The sequence below is a fragment of the Austwickia sp. genome, from assembly GCA_016699675.1.
Lineage (GTDB): Bacteria > Actinomycetota > Actinomycetes > Actinomycetales > Dermatophilaceae > Austwickia.
On sequence record CP064985.1, the window covers coordinates 3,709,229 to 3,724,129 of the forward strand.

12 protein-coding genes and 1 pseudogene are annotated in these 14,901 nt (G+C 72.8%); 7 read left to right on the forward strand and 6 right to left on the reverse strand.

The genetic code is table 11. The annotated features are described in order from the left end of the window. Positions 1–30: 30 nt before the first annotated feature. The 4 genes from IPK37_16940 to IPK37_16955 all read right to left on the reverse strand — a co-directional run bounded on the left by IPK37_16940 (position 31) and on the right by IPK37_16955 (position 4,552). The gene (locus IPK37_16940; protein QQS00496.1) at positions 31–720 is read right to left on the reverse strand and encodes a histidine phosphatase family protein; all 690 of its coding nucleotides are present in this window, start codon (positions 718–720) and stop codon (positions 31–33) included. Positions 721–789: 69 nt separating this feature from the next. Then, positions 790–1,866, reverse strand: coding sequence for an ABC transporter ATP-binding protein (locus tag IPK37_16945; protein QQS00497.1), 1,077 nt, complete (start codon positions 1,864–1,866; stop codon positions 790–792). Continuing rightward, the gene (locus IPK37_16950; protein ID QQS00498.1) at positions 1,863–3,404 is read right to left on the reverse strand and encodes an iron ABC transporter permease; all 1,542 of its coding nucleotides are present in this window, start codon (positions 3,402–3,404) and stop codon (positions 1,863–1,865) included. Before IPK37_16950 ends, IPK37_16945 begins: the two co-directional genes overlap by 4 nt. A gap of 56 nt (positions 3,405–3,460) precedes the next feature. Then, the gene (locus IPK37_16955; protein ID QQS00499.1) at positions 3,461–4,552 is read right to left on the reverse strand and encodes an extracellular solute-binding protein; all 1,092 of its coding nucleotides are present in this window, start codon (positions 4,550–4,552) and stop codon (positions 3,461–3,463) included. 166 nt (positions 4,553–4,718) lie between these two features. Between IPK37_16955 and IPK37_16960 the strand changes: the two genes are divergently transcribed. After that, positions 4,719–5,558 (forward strand): MerR family transcriptional regulator, encoded by an 840-nt coding sequence (locus tag IPK37_16960; GenBank protein ID QQS00500.1) that lies wholly within the window; start codon positions 4,719–4,721, stop codon positions 5,556–5,558. A 134-nt stretch (positions 5,559–5,692) separates the two neighbouring features. Here IPK37_16960 and IPK37_16965 read toward each other — a convergent pair. Then, positions 5,693–7,065: pseudogene (locus IPK37_16965) on the reverse strand (3-oxoacyl-ACP reductase). A 134-nt stretch (positions 7,066–7,199) separates the two neighbouring features. Between IPK37_16965 and IPK37_16970 the strand changes: the two are divergent. Next, the gene (locus IPK37_16970; GenBank protein ID QQS00501.1) at positions 7,200–7,847 is read left to right on the forward strand and encodes a DUF1345 domain-containing protein; all 648 of its coding nucleotides are present in this window, start codon (positions 7,200–7,202) and stop codon (positions 7,845–7,847) included. Between the two features lie 99 nt (positions 7,848–7,946). Here the strand turns inward: IPK37_16970 and IPK37_16975 are convergent, their stop codons facing one another. Continuing rightward, entirely contained in the window at positions 7,947–10,058 is a 2,112-nt protein-coding gene (locus IPK37_16975; protein QQS00502.1) for an elongation factor G-like protein EF-G2, read from the reverse strand. A 205-nt stretch (positions 10,059–10,263) separates the two neighbouring features. Between IPK37_16975 and IPK37_16980 the strand changes: the two genes are divergently transcribed. The 5 genes from IPK37_16980 to pdxS all read left to right on the forward strand — a co-directional run bounded on the left by IPK37_16980 (position 10,264) and on the right by pdxS (position 14,895). Continuing rightward, positions 10,264–10,881: a CDP-alcohol phosphatidyltransferase family protein gene (locus tag IPK37_16980; protein QQS00503.1), complete on the forward strand. Its 618-nt coding sequence runs from the start codon at positions 10,264–10,266 to the stop codon at positions 10,879–10,881. Positions 10,882–10,910: 29 nt separating this feature from the next. After that, a complete protein-coding gene (locus IPK37_16985) occupies positions 10,911–11,906 on the forward strand; it encodes a phosphatidylinositol mannoside acyltransferase (GenBank protein QQS02964.1) in 996 nt (331 codons plus the stop codon). Next, positions 11,906–13,210, forward strand: coding sequence for a glycosyltransferase family 4 protein (locus tag IPK37_16990; protein QQS00504.1), 1,305 nt, complete (start codon positions 11,906–11,908; stop codon positions 13,208–13,210). The genes IPK37_16985 and IPK37_16990 overlap by 1 nt, the downstream gene beginning before the upstream one ends. Next, positions 13,207–13,794 (forward strand): hypothetical protein, encoded by a 588-nt coding sequence (locus IPK37_16995; GenBank protein QQS00505.1) that lies wholly within the window; start codon positions 13,207–13,209, stop codon positions 13,792–13,794. The genes IPK37_16990 and IPK37_16995 overlap by 4 nt, the downstream gene beginning before the upstream one ends. A 183-nt stretch (positions 13,795–13,977) precedes the next feature. Continuing rightward, positions 13,978–14,895, forward strand: coding sequence for a pyridoxal 5'-phosphate synthase lyase subunit PdxS (pdxS, locus tag IPK37_17000; protein ID QQS00506.1), 918 nt, complete (start codon positions 13,978–13,980; stop codon positions 14,893–14,895). Positions 14,896–14,901 lie beyond the last annotated feature (6 nt).

Genomic DNA, 14,901 nt, shown 5'->3' on the forward strand with positions numbered 1-14,901 from the left:
ATTCGGTCGTGGACCGATATAGGGCCCCCGCTACAGCCCGCTGCGCATCTCGCCGGGCAGGTGGGACAGGTCGTTGGACCAGGTGATCGCGGGCCGCTCGCCCAGGCTGAGCAGCGTGCTGCCGGTGTTGGCCTGGGTGAGGTAGGCCGCCGGCCGCTCCGGGAGCCCCAACGTCGCCGCGATGAGGTACTGCGCGAAGTGTCGATGCGCGACCAGGGCCACCACACCGGTGGCGTCCGTGTGCTCGGCGCTCAGCCGGTCCAGCAGGCGCCGAGCCCGGGGGAGCCGGGCCGCCGCCTCCTCGTGCGGCCCGGACCACCACGGGTCGGGCGTACCGGCCGGGACGAGCAGGCCGGGGCACTGTGCGGCCAGCTCGGCGAGGGTGGCGGAGGGGGCTGCGTTCCGCTCGCCGGTGTCGTGGTCGAGGTCGTACACGCCGCCGCTCTCGAAGGCCTCCACACAGAGCGCCACCGGAAGCCCGAGAGCCCGGCCGAGGTGTGCGGCGGTCTGCACGGCGCGCAGCATGGGCGAGGACAGCAGCGCGGTGATCGGCCCGATCCCCGGCGCGCCGTGAGCCGCGAGCGCGGCTCCGAGCGCCGTGGCCTGCCGGTGGCCCAGCGGGGTCAGTTCGGGTTCGGCCACGCGCCCGGTGCGCTGCCCGGTGGCGGCGTACGCGGCGTTGTTGGCGGACTCACCGTGCCGGATCAGGAGCAGACGCACACGCGCCAGCCTAAGGTCAGGCAACGCCCGGGCGGTGCCGGTCTCGGCGCGCGGCGCTGACGCACGGGGTCACGGCAGCGGGGCGTCGGTGCCGTCGGCGAAGCCGAAGAAGCGGGCCGGGCCCCGCACGACCAGGCGAACCGGGCCCGCGGCGGGCACCTCCCCGATCAGCCGCACTGGCAGGACGACGCCGGCCACCGCGACGCGCGCCATCGCGTCGTGCCCGTAGTAGCTCGTCTCCACGAGCTCAGCGGTCAGTCCGCCCGGCGCGCTCGTCGGGAGGAGCTGCAGCTGCTCGGGTCGCAGGACGGCGACGCCGGTCGGTGCACCCGACGGCGTGCCTGCGACGGCGGCGGGCCTGTCCTCTGCCTGGCAGGGCAAGGATCCCAGCGGCGTGTCGACGTACCCGTGCCGCCAGGTCGCGGGCAGCTCCACGCACTGCCCCACGAACCGGGCGACGGCGAGTGCCGCCGGCGCGCCGTACACCATTTGCGGCGTGTCGTGCATGAGGATCCGACCCCCGTCCATGACGGCGACCGTGTCCGCCAGGCTCAGGGCCTCGTCCTGATCGTGGGTGACGACCAGCGCAGTGGCACCGCTGGCGCGCAGGGCGGTGCGCACCTGGGCGCGGACGGATTCGCGCAGCCCGGCGTCGAGGGCGCTGAACGGCTCGTCGAGCAGCACGAGCCGTGGTCGGGGCGCCAGGGCGCGCGCAACGGCGACCCGCTGCTGCTGCCCGCCGGACAGCTCGCTGGGGCGGCGGCGCTGGTAGCCGGCCAGCCCGACCAGTTCCAACGCGGACGCGATGAGAGCGTCGCGATCGGGGGTCCGGGCCAGGCCGAACCCCACGTTCCCCGCGACGTCGAGGTGGCCGAAGAGGGCCCCCTCTTGTGGGACGAGGCCCACGCCGCGACGCTCCGGCGGCATCCCGCGACCCGGCTCCCCGACCAGCTCGTCCCCGATTCGGATCTGGCCGGCGTCGATCGCGGTGAACCCGCAGACCGCGCGGAGCAGGGTGGTCTTGCCGCAGCCGGAGGGGCCGAGGACCGCCACGATGGCGCCGGTCGGCACCGCCAGGTCCACCCCCGACAGCACCTCCCGGCCGCCGAGGCGCACCACCACGCCGCTGACATTCAGGCTGCTCATCGTCGCTGCCCCCACATCAGTGCTGCGGTGGGCAGGACCGCGAGCAGCACCAGGGTCAGGCCGTACGGCGCCGCGGCGGCGTACGCCGCCACCCCGGTCTCCGTCCACAGCGCGGTGGCCAGCGTGTCCGTGCCGGTCGGTCGAAGCAGGAGGGTCGCCGGGAGCTCCTTCATCGCCGTGAGCAGGACCAACGCCGCGCCCGCCCCGATCCCGGGCGCGGCGACTGGCAGGGTCGTCCGGCGGAACGCCGCGAACGGGCCACAGCCCAGGGTGCGCGCCACCTCTTCGGCTCGCACCGGCGCCAGCTCCACCGCAGCCCGCACCGCACTCACGGCGGCCGGGAGGAAGAGCACCAGGTAGGCCAGCACCAGCAGCGGCTCACGCTGGTAGGCCCAGGGCACCACCCGAACCCCGAAGAACACCAGGGCCAGCCCCACCACCAGGCCCGGCAGGGCGTGGCCCGCCCAGGTGGCCTGCTCGAGGAGGTCACTCCAGCGGCTGCGATGCCGTGCAGCGAGCAGGCCTACCGGCAGGGCCGCCAGCGTTGCCACGAGGGCACCCCAGCCGGCCAGGACCACGGTGTTGCCGCCGGCGGCGACCAACCGGGGCCAGTCCACCCCGGCGGACAGGCCCGTGGCGGCCCAGTAGCCCAGCGACCCCAGCGGGAAGACGAGGGCGGCGCTCAGCAGGGCAAGGGCCGCCGTCAGCGCCGGAACCCGGCTGCGGCGCAACGGCAGCGGCTCGGCCGCGCGGGCGAGGCCGGCGCCGAGCCGGGCCACCCCGCGGGTCCGGAACCGCGCTTCGCCGAGCGTGATCAGCACGGTGAGCCCGACGAGGAGGAGCCCCAGCACGGCGGCGGGCGTCCGGTCGAAGCTGGCCTGGTAGGAGGTGTGGATGACCCGGGTGAAGGCGTCGAAGCGGAGCAGGGAGACCGCCCCGAAGTCGCTCAGCGCGTAGAGCGCCACCAGCAACGCGCCGCCGGCCACGGACGGGGCGAGCTGGCGCGCGGTCACCTGGCGGAACGCGCCCCAGCGGCTGCGCCCCAGGCACCGCGCCACCTCCTCGGCGGCCGGGTCCAGTCGGGTCAGTGCGGCGGCCACCGGCAGGTACACGTAGGGGTAGCAACACAGCGACAGCACCACCGTCGCCGCCGGAAGTCCGGTGAAGCCGGGCGCGGTGGAGACCCACGCGAACGCGGCCACATAACTGGGGATGGCGAGCGGCAGCGGTGCGAGGACCCCGAGCACACGCCGGCCCGGCAGGTCGGTGCGCACCACCAGGTAGGCGAGCGCGACGCCGAGCAGCACGCTGAGGATGCTCACCCCCAGCGCGAGCACGAGGGATCGGCCGACCAGGGCGGCGGTGGCGGGGCGCGCCAGGATCTGCGCGATCGAGGCCGGACCGGCGGACGCCGTACGGAGCACCAGATAGCCGACCGGCAACAGGGCGACCCCGGCCACGAGCACCCCCGCGAGGAGCAGCGGACGAGGCGCCGCCGCACCGCGCCGGGGCGGGGACTGGCGGCGGGCCTGCCGCATGTCGGTGCTGGTCCTCGGTGGCGCGTCGAGGTCCCGGCCGGCGAGGTCGGCGGTGCTCAGGTCAGCCCCACCGAGCTCAGCAGGGCCAGCGTGGCCGGCAGGGAGTCGAGCGAGTTCAGGTCGACGCTGGAGGTCTTCTGCCCCTCCAGCGGGGTGAGTTGGTGCTTGGTCGTGCTCACGCCGGGCACCGCGGGGTATTCGGCGGTCTGGTCGACGAAGTACTGCTGGGCCTCATTGCTGACCAGGTAGTCAACGACCTTGGCCGCCGCCTCGGGGTGCTTGCTGCTGGCTAGCACCCCGGCGCCGGCCACGTTGACCAGCGCCCCGGGGTCGTCGGTCCCCAGGAAGCGGATCTTCGCGGTGACCTTGTCGGCGCCCTTCTCCTTGGCCAGCTCGTTCCAGTAGTAGTGGTTGATCAGGCCGAGGCTCACCTCGCCCGAATCCACCGCCTTGAGCACGGTGCCGTTCTTGTCGTAGGCCTTGGGCTGGTTGGCCTTGAAGTCGGTGAGCCACTTCTTCGCCGCCGCCTCGCCGCGGCTGACCCGCAGCGCCGTCACGAACGAGTGGAACGAGGCGTTGGTGGGGGCGTAGCCGACCTTGCCGCGGTACGTCGGGTCGAGGACCGCGTCGATACTCGTCATCGTGGCGGCCGCCGGGGCCTGCGCGGGATGGTAGGCCACCACCCGGGCGCGGGCGGAGGTCGCGACCCAGGCGCGCTGGGGGTCGGCGTACCCGGGCTTGACCTTGGCCGTCGTCTGCTCCGGGAGCGGAGCGAGCTTGCCCGCCTTGGCCAGCGCGCCCAGGGCACCCGCGTCCTGGCTGAACAGCAGGTCGGCGGGGGAGCGGTCACCCTCCTCGAGGATCTGCGCGGCCAGCGCGCTGGACTCCCCGTAGCGCGTGTTGACCTTGACCCCCGTCGCCGCCTCCACCTTGGCCAGCAGGGGAGCGACGAGCTTCTCGCTGCGTCCGGAGTAGATCGTGACGGTCTGGGTCGAGTCGCTGGCGCTTGAGCTGGTTGTCGCCGAACCGGACGAGCTGGGAGTCGGGGTCGTCCCGCACCCGACCGCGGCCACGCTCGTGGCGAGGACGACGGCCAGGACTCGCGGCTGGCGATGGGGAAAGCGGGGGCGCGCAGGCGCAGGGGACATCGACACTCCTTACCGAGGGGGATTTAGGCAAGCCTAACCTAATCGCTCAGCCGGCGGGCCTCGATCGGCCCTCTGGTTGCGGAGACGTTCGTCGAGGCCGCGGACGCGTCGCCGTCTCTGGCCGAGGGGTTGACTCTCCCATCGTGGAAGGGCTCAGGTTGACGGTATGACCGACACCGCGAACCTCCTGTCGATCGGCGAGTTCTCCTCGCGCAGCAGGCTCAGCATCCGGATGCTGCGGCACTACGACGAGCACGGCGTGCTGCCGCCGGCGGCTGTCGACCCGTTCACCGGGTACCGCCGCTACGCCCGCGAGCAGCTCGCCCTCGCCGTCCAGATCCGGCGGCTGCGCGACGTGGGGTTCACCGTGTCCGCCATCGCCGCCGTTCTCGCCGCCCGCGGCACCCCGGCGTACGACGCGGCGCTGCGGCTGCAGCGCGCCGCCCTCGCCGAAGAGCTGCACGCGGCCACCGACCGGCTGGCGCTCCTCGATCAACTCCTCGACCAGGAAGGACACACCATGAGTTCCATCACCGTCACCCGCGAACAGCTGCCCGCACGGACCGTCGTCGCCCTGCGCGGCACCATCCCCAGCTACGCCGACGAGGGCCAGCTATGGGCCCGGTTCATGCCCGCGCTCGCGGCCCAGGGGATCGCGCCCATCGGCCCCGGCGGCTGCATCGAACACGACGCGGACTTCAAGGAGGCCGACGTGGACGAGTCGGTCTACCTGCCCGTCCCGCCCGGCACCACCGCCGCCGCGCCGCTGGAGATCCTGGAGCTGCCCGCCCAGGACGTGGTGCTGGCCCGCGTCGAGGGCCCGTACTCGCTGATCACCGAGGCCCACGGCCGCATCGAGGAGGCGGTGCGGGAACACGGCTGGGTGGTCGCCGATCGGGCCGCCGATGCGCCCGTGCACCACAAGGTGGTCAACCGCTACCTCAACGACCCGAGCCAGGTACCCCCGGAGGCACTGCTGACCGAGGTCTGCGTGCCGCTCGCGTGACCTGACCCCGCGCGGTCACTCCCTCCCGCAGGTCGGTTCTGGTTGGTCGAGCCAGTAGGAGGGGGTGATCCGCGCGTCGTACGGCGTGTGAGCGGTCCAGGTCTGTTCGCCGTGCCGATGGCGCCGTGCTGGTATCAGGCCCCCAGCACGCTCTGTCCGCACACCCGCAGCACGTTGCCCGTGACGGCGGCGCTCGCCGGGGCGGCGAAGTACGCGATCGCCTCCGCCACGTCCACCGGCAGGCCCCCCTGGGCCAGCGAGTTGATCCGGCGACCCACCTCCCGCGTGAGGGCCGGCACGCGCGCCGTCATCTCGGTCTCGATGAAGCCCGGCGCGACGGCGTTGACGGTGATTCCCCGCTCGAGCAGCGCCGGGTCGGGCGCGCACGCCCGAACCAGCCCGATGATTCCGGCCTTGCTGGCCGCATAGTTGGCCTGCCCCCGGTTGCCCGCGATCCCCGACGTCGACGAGACCAGCACCATGCGGCCCTGGTCCCGCAGGCCGTCGGGACCCAGCAGCGCCGCGTTCATCCGCAGGATCGAGCCCAGGTTGACGTCGATGACGGCACGCCAGCGATCCGCGTCAGTGTTCACCAGGAGTCGGTCCCGGGTGATCCCCGCGTTGTGCACCACGACATCGAGTCCCGTCTCACCCGGGCGGCCCGCCAGGCCCGCGCAGTGGGACAGAATCGCCTGCCCGGCCTCGGGGCTGGTGACGTCGAGCGGCAACGCCGAGCCGCCCAGTCGTGCGGCCAGGTCGGCCAGCGTTTCCGCCGCATCGGGCAGGTCGACGCAGACCACATGCGCTCCGTCCCGCGCCAACACCTGCGCGATGGCGGCCCCAATGCCCCGGGCGGCTCCCGTGACCACGGCGACCCGCCCCGCCGAGGGGCGGTCCCAGGCGGCCGGCTCGGGGGACGTCGTCACCCCGTTGGCGCCCACGGCGATGACCTGCCCACTCACGTACGCCGAGCGCGCGGACAGCAGGAACCGGAGCGTAGACTCGATCGCCCCCTCGGCGCCGTCGCTCACGTGCACGAGGTTTGCGGTCGCGCCCCGACGAAGCTCCTTAGGCCCTCCAACGCCCCTCGGGCGGCCCCCAGGGCGGCGTCCTGCTGGCCTGCCGTCGGCGGACGGCCCACGACCACGACCCGTCCCGACGGTCCGAGCGCGCGGATCCCCGGCGCCAGCAGCGCCCGACCGGCCTCCAGGTCCTCCGGCGTACGCACCTCGGTGAGGTCGACGAGCACCGCACCGAGGCGCTGGCCCGGCGTACCGGCGTCGACGTCGGGGGCCGCCGCGAGGGTGGGGAGGCCCTCGGCGGCCAAGAGCTCCCGGGCCCGCTCGGCGACGGGCGCGACGCCGTACCCGCCGACCAGCACCGGACCGGGCACCAGTGGCTCCCCAGGCTCGTACCGCCGCAGCAGGCTCGGGCGCGGCAACCCCAGCGTGGCCGCCACTCTCGCGCCCAGCGTCGAGTTGACGAACCCGGCGTACCTGTCGCTCACCATGCCTCCCGAAGAGTCTGTCGGCCGGCTCGATCTTCCGGCGCGTACGCCAGCCTAGGCCGCCGGCGTGCCTGCACCGGCCCGATGGCCCGATCATGGGATCGCCACCCGTTCACCGTGAAAGCGAGGCCACCGTGCAGCGTTCAGCACGCCTGCGATTGCTGCTGTCTTGCCTGATCGGCGCCCTCGTCGGAGCCGCGACAACGGTCTGGGGCTCACTGATCCTCGCCATCATCGCGGGGTGGATCGGCATCGCGGGCGGCTACAGCGCCCTGACCTGGCATGCCATCCGGTCGATGCCGGCGCCGGAGGTCCGGCGACACGCCACCGCGGACGAACCCGGCCGCCGGGTGTTGCACCTCGCGTTGATCCTCACCAGCGTGTTCAGCCTGGTGGGCGTCGGCGTGCTGTTGATCGCCGGCTCAGGACGCGGGGGACCCGTGCCCGTGGAGGCGTTGGTCGGCGCCGCCGCCGTTGCCGCCTCGTGGGTCTTGGTGCACGTCATCTTCACCCTGCGGTACGCCGCCCTGTATTACCAGGACGCGTCCTCGAAACCGGTCGACTTCAGCGCGGACGACCCCGACTACCAGGACTTCGCCTACCTCGCGTTCACCCTCGGCATGACCTACCAGGTCTCCGACACCACCCTGCAGACCAAGGCGATGCGGCGCACGGTGCTGCGGCACGCCCTGCTGTCCTACCTGCTGGGGGCGGTGGTCATCGCCTCCACGATCAACCTCGTCGTCCAACTCGCCTCGGGCGCGGGCAACGGCGCCGGCTGACCCGGAACGGGGGTGACAGCTCCCCACTCCTCGCCCGCCGCAGTGGAGGTTGGGCTCCTCGTTGCGCTCGAAGCCCGACCTCCGCTACAGCCGTCGTCGTCACTCCTTGGTCATGTGGTCCTTGACCAGGTTCGCCGGCATCTGCTCGTAGCCCACCATCTGCCGCGTGAACGAGCCCGCGCCGTGCGACAGCGACCGCAGATCCACGGCGTACCGCGACAACTCCAGCTGCGGCACCTCCGCGCGAATCACCGACACGCCGTCCTGACCCGACGGCTCCGTGCCCTGCACCCGACCGCGCCGGCCCTGCAGATCCGTCATCACGGCCCCGACGTAGTCATCCGACACCGTCACCGTCAGCAGGTCGATCGGCTCCAGCAGCGTCGCCACCCCGGGCTTCGCGGCGGCCTCCTTCAGCGCCAGCGAACCCGCCAACTGGAACGCCGCATCCGAGGAGTCCACCGAGTGCGCCTTGCCGTCGAACAGGGTCACCTTGAGGTCCACCATCGGGTACCCCGCGATGCAGCCCTTCTCCAGCTGCGCCCGCACGCCCTTCTCCACCGAGGGGATGAACTGCCGCGGTACGGCGCCGCCCACCACCTTGTCGATGAACTCGAAACCCGCGCCCCGCTCGTTCGGCTCCACCTCGACATCGCACACGGCGTACTGGCCGTGGCCACCGGATTGCTTCACGTGCCGCCCATGGCCCCCGGACTTGCCGATGAACGTCTCGCGCAACGCGATGCGCAGCGGCTCGGTCTCGACGTTGACGTTCAGCTTGTTTCGCAGCCGGTCCATCACCATGTCCGCGTGGGTCTGACCCATCGTCCACAGCACGACCTGAGAGGTCTCCGCGTTGTGCTCGACCCGCAGCGAGGGGTCGCCCGCCGCGAGCCGCTGCAGGGCGTTCGGCAACTTGTCCTCGTCGGCCCGGGTCGCGGCCTTCACGGCCACCGGCAGGAGCGCGTCCGGCATGTTCCAGGGCTCCATGACCAGCGGCTTGTCCTTGTCGGACAGGGTGTCCGAGGTCTGCGCCGTCGGCAGCTTCGCCACCACGGCGATGTCGCCGGCGATCGCCTTGTCCTTGGGCCGGAGGACCTCGCCCAGCGGCGAGCTCAACGGGCCCACCCGGACGTCCTCGTCGTGGTCGTGGTGACCCTCGATCTCGCGGCCCGAGAGCGACTCCAGGTGACCGGACACGTGCACCATCGCCTCGGGCAGCAGCGTGCCGCTGAAGACGCGGACGAGCGCGACCGCCCCGACGTACGCGTCCGAGGTCGTCTTGACGACCTCCGCCACCAGCGGCCCGTCGGGATCCGCCGACAAGCCGTCGGCGTCCGCCCCGGCCGTGGTGAAGACGCGCGGCAGCGGGTGCAGCGTCGGCGGCGGGAATGCCTTCTCGATGAGGTGCAGCAGCAGGTCCACGCCCGCGCCGGTCGCGACGGACATCGGGATCACCGGGAAGAAGGTGCCGTGCGCCACCGCCTTGAGCAGCGCCTCCTCGACGACCTCGAAGCCGATCTCCTCACCCTCGAGATAACGGTCCAGCAGCGTGTCGTCCTCCGCCTCCTGGATGATGCCCTCCATCAGGGGGCCCTGGTAGGTGTCGAAGACGTCCTGGTGCTCCGGGCCGGTCTTGCGCACCGTGCGCTCCGCGCCGGTGTAGTCGTGCACCTCACCGATGACGAGGTCCACGGTCGCGTCGAGCGAACCACCCGCGCCCAACTGGGGAATCGCCAGCGGCATGACGCCCGCACCGAACGCGCTCTGGCACTCGGACAGCACCGAGTCGAAGTCGCCACGGCCGGCGTCGAGCTTCGTGATGGCCACGGCGCGCGGCACCCCGACGTTCGCGCACTCGTGCCACAGCCGGCGCGTCCCGGCGTCGACCCCGTCCGCCGCAGACACCACGAACAGGGCCGCGTCCGCCGCGCGAAGGCCCGCCCGCAGGTCGCCGACGAAGTCGGAGTACCCGGGCGTATCGATGAGGTTGATGACCACTTCACCGGACGGCACCGCGGCCACCGACAGCTGCGTCGACCGCTCGTCGCCACGCTGCGGCGCACGGTATCCGCTCGTCGTCGTGGTGAGGAGATGGTCGAACAGGCGCGTCTTCCCCGACCCGCTCGGGCCGACGAGGACGACGTTGCGCAGCGCGTCCGGGGACGTGGCGACGGGGGATGACGTGGTGGTAGCTGGTCTGCCGCTCATGCCGATACACCCTGCTACGCGGCAGGGGCCCGGACAAGGACTTTGGGCCGAAAACACCTGACGGTTCCGCCACAACGCGGGCGCCGCGCCTCCGGCGAAGGAGTCGGGGAGGAGGGCTGCGACGTGTCGGGGAGGACGACCGCCATGGGTCGGGGAGGAACGGCGGGCGTGACCCCGGGCGAGCGTCGGTACTGTAGGCCTCGCCATGTTGAACAAATTCGCCCGAGCCTTCGTCACGCGCCTCCTCACGCCCGTGGCCCGTCTGGCGTTGCGGATCGGGCTCACCCCTGACATGGTCACGATCATCGGCACCCTCGGGGTCTGCGTCGGTGCGCTGGCGTTCTACCCGCGCCACGAGTTCCTGGTGGGAACGCTCGTGATCACCGCATTCGTCTTCTCGGACACGCTCGACGGGACCATGGCCCGCCTCTCGGGGCGGGCCAGCACCTGGGGCGCCTTCCTCGACTCCACCCTCGATCGCATCGGCGACGGGGCCGTCTTCGGCGGGCTGCTGCTGTGCTTCGCCAGCCGCCCGGGCGGTGAGCTGACCGCCTGGTTCGCGCTCGCCTGCCTGGTGTTCGGCTTCGTCACCAGCTACGCGCGGGCCCGGGCCGAGGGCCTGGGGGTCACCGCCGCCAACGTCGGCATCGCCGAACGCGCCGATCGGCTCGTGGTGGCCCTCGTCGCGACCGGGCTCACCGGCATCTTCGGGCTGCCCGACGTGGTCCTGACGATCACGCTGGGGCTGCTCGGGCTGGCCAGCGCCGTGACCGTGCTCCAGCGGATGGTCGCGGTTCGCCGCCACATCCTCGCCGAGTCGTGACCACCGAACCCGCCAAGCACCTCCCGGCCCTGCTCGCCGATCGCGCCACCCTCGCGGCGTTCCGCGGCGGGTGGTCCATCGTGCGCAAGCTCCCGCCCCGCACGGCGTACCGGCTCTCCGAGCACCTCGCCGACGCCGCGTACCGGCGGGACACCCGCGACGTGGGCCGGCTCCGACGCAACTACGCCCGGGTGCGCCCGGAGCTGGCGCCCGCGGAGCTGGAGCGACTGGTGCGGGCCGGGATGAGGTCCTACCTGCGGTACTGGTGCGAGGCCTTCCGCCTGCCCGACCTCGATCAGGACGCGCTTGTCGCCGCGGTGCGGCCGGTGGGCTTCGATGCTCCCCGGGCCGATCTCGCCGCGGGCCGCTCCGTCGTGGCGTTCCTCGCGCACATGGGCAACTGGGACATGGCCGGCGCCTGGTCGACGACGCAGTTCGGGCCCGTCACGACCGTGGCCGAACGGCTGGAGCCCGAGGAGCTGTTCGCGGACTTCCTCGCCCTCCGGACCCGGCTCGGCATGACGATCCACCCGTTGACCGGCGGCGATCCGCCGTTCCCGAAGCTCCTCGACGCCGCCCGCGCCGGTGGTCGGGTCATCCCGCTTGTCGCGGATCGCGACCTGACCCGGCACGGCGTCGAGGTCACCTTCGTCGGCCAGCGGGCCCGGATGGCGGCGGGCCCCGCGGCCCTGGCGGTGGCGACGGGCGCGAGCCTGTACCCGGTCAGCGTGCATTACGAGCCGGTGCCCCGCGCCGACCTGCCCAGCGGGTGGCGGACGGTGGTCACCTTCCACGATCGCGTTCCGGACCCCGGGCCGGCAGGCGGTACGTCGAGGGCCCGCGCTGCCGCGATGACCCAGGCCTGCGCGGACGTCATGGGAGCGGCCATCCGCGAGCACACCCAGGACTGGCACATGATGCAGAAGGTGTTCGTCGCGGACCTGGACCCGGGGCGAACGCCGCGGGCATCATCGACGGGACGGCCCGACGAGGCGGAGGCGGCCGAGACCAGCCGGGGGGACTGATGCGGATCGGGATCGTCTGTCCCTACAGCTTCGATGTCCCCGGCGGCGTCCAATTCCACGTCCGGGACCTGGCGGAACACCTCATCGACACCGGGCACCACGTCCGGGTCCTGGCCCCGGCCGACGAGGACACCCCGCTCCCGCCGTACGTCGAGGGCACCGGCAAGGCCGTCCCCATCCCGTACAACGGCTCCGTCGCCCGCCTCGCCTTCGGCCCGATCACGGCCGGCCGCGTCGCCCGGTGGTTGGACCAGGGCAACTTCGACGTCGTGCACATTCACGAACCGATCGCGCCGTCGCTGTCGATCCTGGCGCTGTGGGCGGTCGAGGGGCCGACCATCGCGACGTTCCACACCAGCTTCGTGCGCAGCCGCGCGATGCAGGCGGCGTACCCCATGGTGCGCGGCAGCATCGAGAAGATCCACGGCCGCATCGCCGTCTCCGAGTCGGCACGCGAGACGGTCATCACCCACATCGGCGGCGACGCCGTCGTGATCCCCAACGGGGTGTTCGTCGACCGGTTCGCGACCGCCGCCCCGGACCCCGCCTGGCAGGGAACGCCGCAGGCGCCCACGGTCGCGTTCCTCGGGCGCATCGACGAACCGCGCAAGGGGTTGCCGCTGGTGCTCGAGGCCATGCCCGCGGTGCTGCGGCGGCATCCCGGCGCCCGGCTGCTGGTGGCGGGGTACGGCGACGCGGACGCGGCCCGCGCGCGGCTCGGTCCCGACACCGAGCGGTCGGTGGAGATCCTCGGGGGCATCGACGACGACGCGAAGGCGCGGCTGCTGGCGTCGGTGGACGCCTACGTCGCCCCGCACACCGGCGGCGAGAGCTTCGGGATCGTGCTGGTCGAGGCGATGGCGGCGGGCGCACCGGTGGTGGCTAGCGACCTGCCGGCGTTCTCGCGCGTGCTGGACGCCGGGCGGTGCGGCGTGTTGTTCCCCACCGGCGACGCGGGGGCCCTCGGGGAGGCGCTCGCTGACCTCCTGGCGGACCCCCGGCGCCGGCACGCCCTGTGCGAGGCGGGGCGGCGGCACGCCCGGCGCTACGACTGGTCCTCGGTGGCGGCCGACGTGCTTGCCGTGTACGAGACGGTGCTGGAGGGGACCACGGCGGTGGCGGGCCGGGACTCGGGGCCGCTGCGGGGCCGGCGCCGGCGTTCCGAATCACGCCGCCGGGAGCTGCGCGGCGAGGGCCGGGCGCCGGGCGCGGGGCGCCGAGAATCGGGGACCGGAGGCGGGGAAACGGCCGCCGGGGGCCCGCATCCGATCTCCGGCCGGCATGAGGTCGAGGAGGACCGATGACCACCATCGATACCATCACCTTGATCGTGGCGATCCTGCTGGCCTTCGCCTGGTACCTGACCTACACGGCGGCGCGGCTGCACCGGCTGCACACCCGGGTGGAGGGGACGTACGCGGCCCTCGACGCCCAACTGGTACGCCGCGCGGAGGCCGTCCTGGAGGTCGCGAACCTCGGGCTGGTGGATCCTGCGGCGGCCCTCATCCTCGCCGACGCGGCGACGGAGTCCCTTGAGGCCGGGGATGCGAATCAGGCGGATCGGGAGGGAGTCGAGAGCGACCTGACCCGGACGATCCGGCTGATCCTGCCCGCTGAAGAGGATTTCGAGGAGGCCGCGGGCGAGGACGGCGCGCACGGGCCGGTGGAACTTGGCGACGGGCTGGCCGACGAGGCGCTGAGCCGGCTCGATTCCGCGGGGCAGCGCGTGATGATGGCGCGACGCTTCCACAACGACGCGGTGACCGACGTGCTGCGGCTGCGACGCAATGTGTTCGTGCGGCTGTTCTTCCTGGCCGGGCACACGGACCTGCCGCGCACGGTCGAGTTCGACGACGACCTGGGCGCGAGCGAAGGGGCGGTGCGGTGACCGGACGCGTCGCCGAGCCGGTGCCCGAGATGGTCAGGGGCCGGGGCGCCGTTCGGGGCGACGCCACCAGGCGTTAAGCTCCCGTGCGGCGTACTGCGCCACCGCCTCATCAGCGCGGGACGACCGCGACCCCTCTCGCCGTACCGCCGCCGCACCCTCGGAGTAGAACGAAAGGCCATACCCGTGAGCGATACCCACCACCCCACCGCCGGGTCGGCCGGGGGCACCGGCACCACCCGCGTCAAGCGCGGCATGGCCGAGATGCTCAAGGGCGGCGTGATCATGGACGTCGTCACCGCCGAGCAGGCCCGGATCGCCGAGGACGCCGGGGCGGTGGCCGTGATGGCGCTGGAGCGGGTGCCCGCGGACATCCGCGCCCAGGGCGGGGTCTCGCGGATGAGCGACCCGGACATGATCGCGGGCATCATCGAGGCCGTCTCGATTCCGGTGATGGCCAAGGCGCGCATCGGTCACTTCGTCGAGGCCCAGGTGCTGCAGGCGCTCGGGGTGGACTACATCGACGAGTCCGAGGTGCTCACCCCGGCGGACTACGAGAACCACATCGACAAGTGGGCCTTCACCGTCCCCTTCGTGTGCGGCTCGACCAACCTCGGCGAGGCGCTGCGGCGCATCACCGAGGGCGCGGCGATGATCCGCTCGAAGGGCGAGGCGGGCACCGGGGACGTCTCCAACGCCACCACGCACATGCGCGCGATGCGCAAGGAGATCCGCCGGCTGCAGAACATGGCCGAGGACGAGCTGTACGTCGCAGCCAAGGAGCTGCAGGCGCCGTACGAGCTGGTCAAGGAGGTCGCCGAGGCCGGCAAGCTCCCCGTGGTGCTGTTCACCGCCGGCGGGATCGCGACCCCGGCCGACGCCGCGATGATGATGCAGCTCGGCGCCGAAGGGGTCTTCGTCGGGTCCGGCATCTTCAAGTCCGGCAACCCGGCCCAGCGGGCCGCCGCGATCGTCAAGGCGACGACCTTCTACGACGACCCCAAGGTCATCGCCGAGGTGTCCCGCGGGCTCGGTGAGGCGATGGTCGGCATCAACGTCGACGACATCCCGGTGCCGCACCGGCTGGCCGAGCGCGGCTGGTGACCCTCG

Excerpts from the sequence above, each read along its gene's own strand:
- IPK37_16950 (QQS00498.1), bottom strand. The coding sequence starts at position 3,404 with ATGCGGCAGGCCCGCCGCCAGTCCCCGCCCCGGCGCGGTGCGGCGGCG.
- IPK37_16995 (QQS00505.1), top strand. The coding sequence starts at position 13,207 with ATGACCACCATCGATACCATCACCTTGATCGTGGCGATCCTGCTGGCC.
- IPK37_16955 (QQS00499.1), bottom strand. The coding sequence starts at position 4,552 with ATGTCCCCTGCGCCTGCGCGCCCCCGCTTTCCCCATCGCCAGCCGCGA.
- IPK37_16975 (QQS00502.1), bottom strand. The coding sequence starts at position 10,058 with ATGAGCGGCAGACCAGCTACCACCACGTCATCCCCCGTCGCCACGTCC.
- IPK37_16990 (QQS00504.1), top strand. The coding sequence starts at position 11,906 with ATGCGGATCGGGATCGTCTGTCCCTACAGCTTCGATGTCCCCGGCGGC.
- IPK37_16945 (QQS00497.1), bottom strand. The coding sequence starts at position 1,866 with ATGAGCAGCCTGAATGTCAGCGGCGTGGTGGTGCGCCTCGGCGGCCGG.
- IPK37_16960 (QQS00500.1), top strand. The coding sequence starts at position 4,719 with ATGACCGACACCGCGAACCTCCTGTCGATCGGCGAGTTCTCCTCGCGC.
- IPK37_16980 (QQS00503.1), top strand. The coding sequence starts at position 10,264 with ATGTTGAACAAATTCGCCCGAGCCTTCGTCACGCGCCTCCTCACGCCC.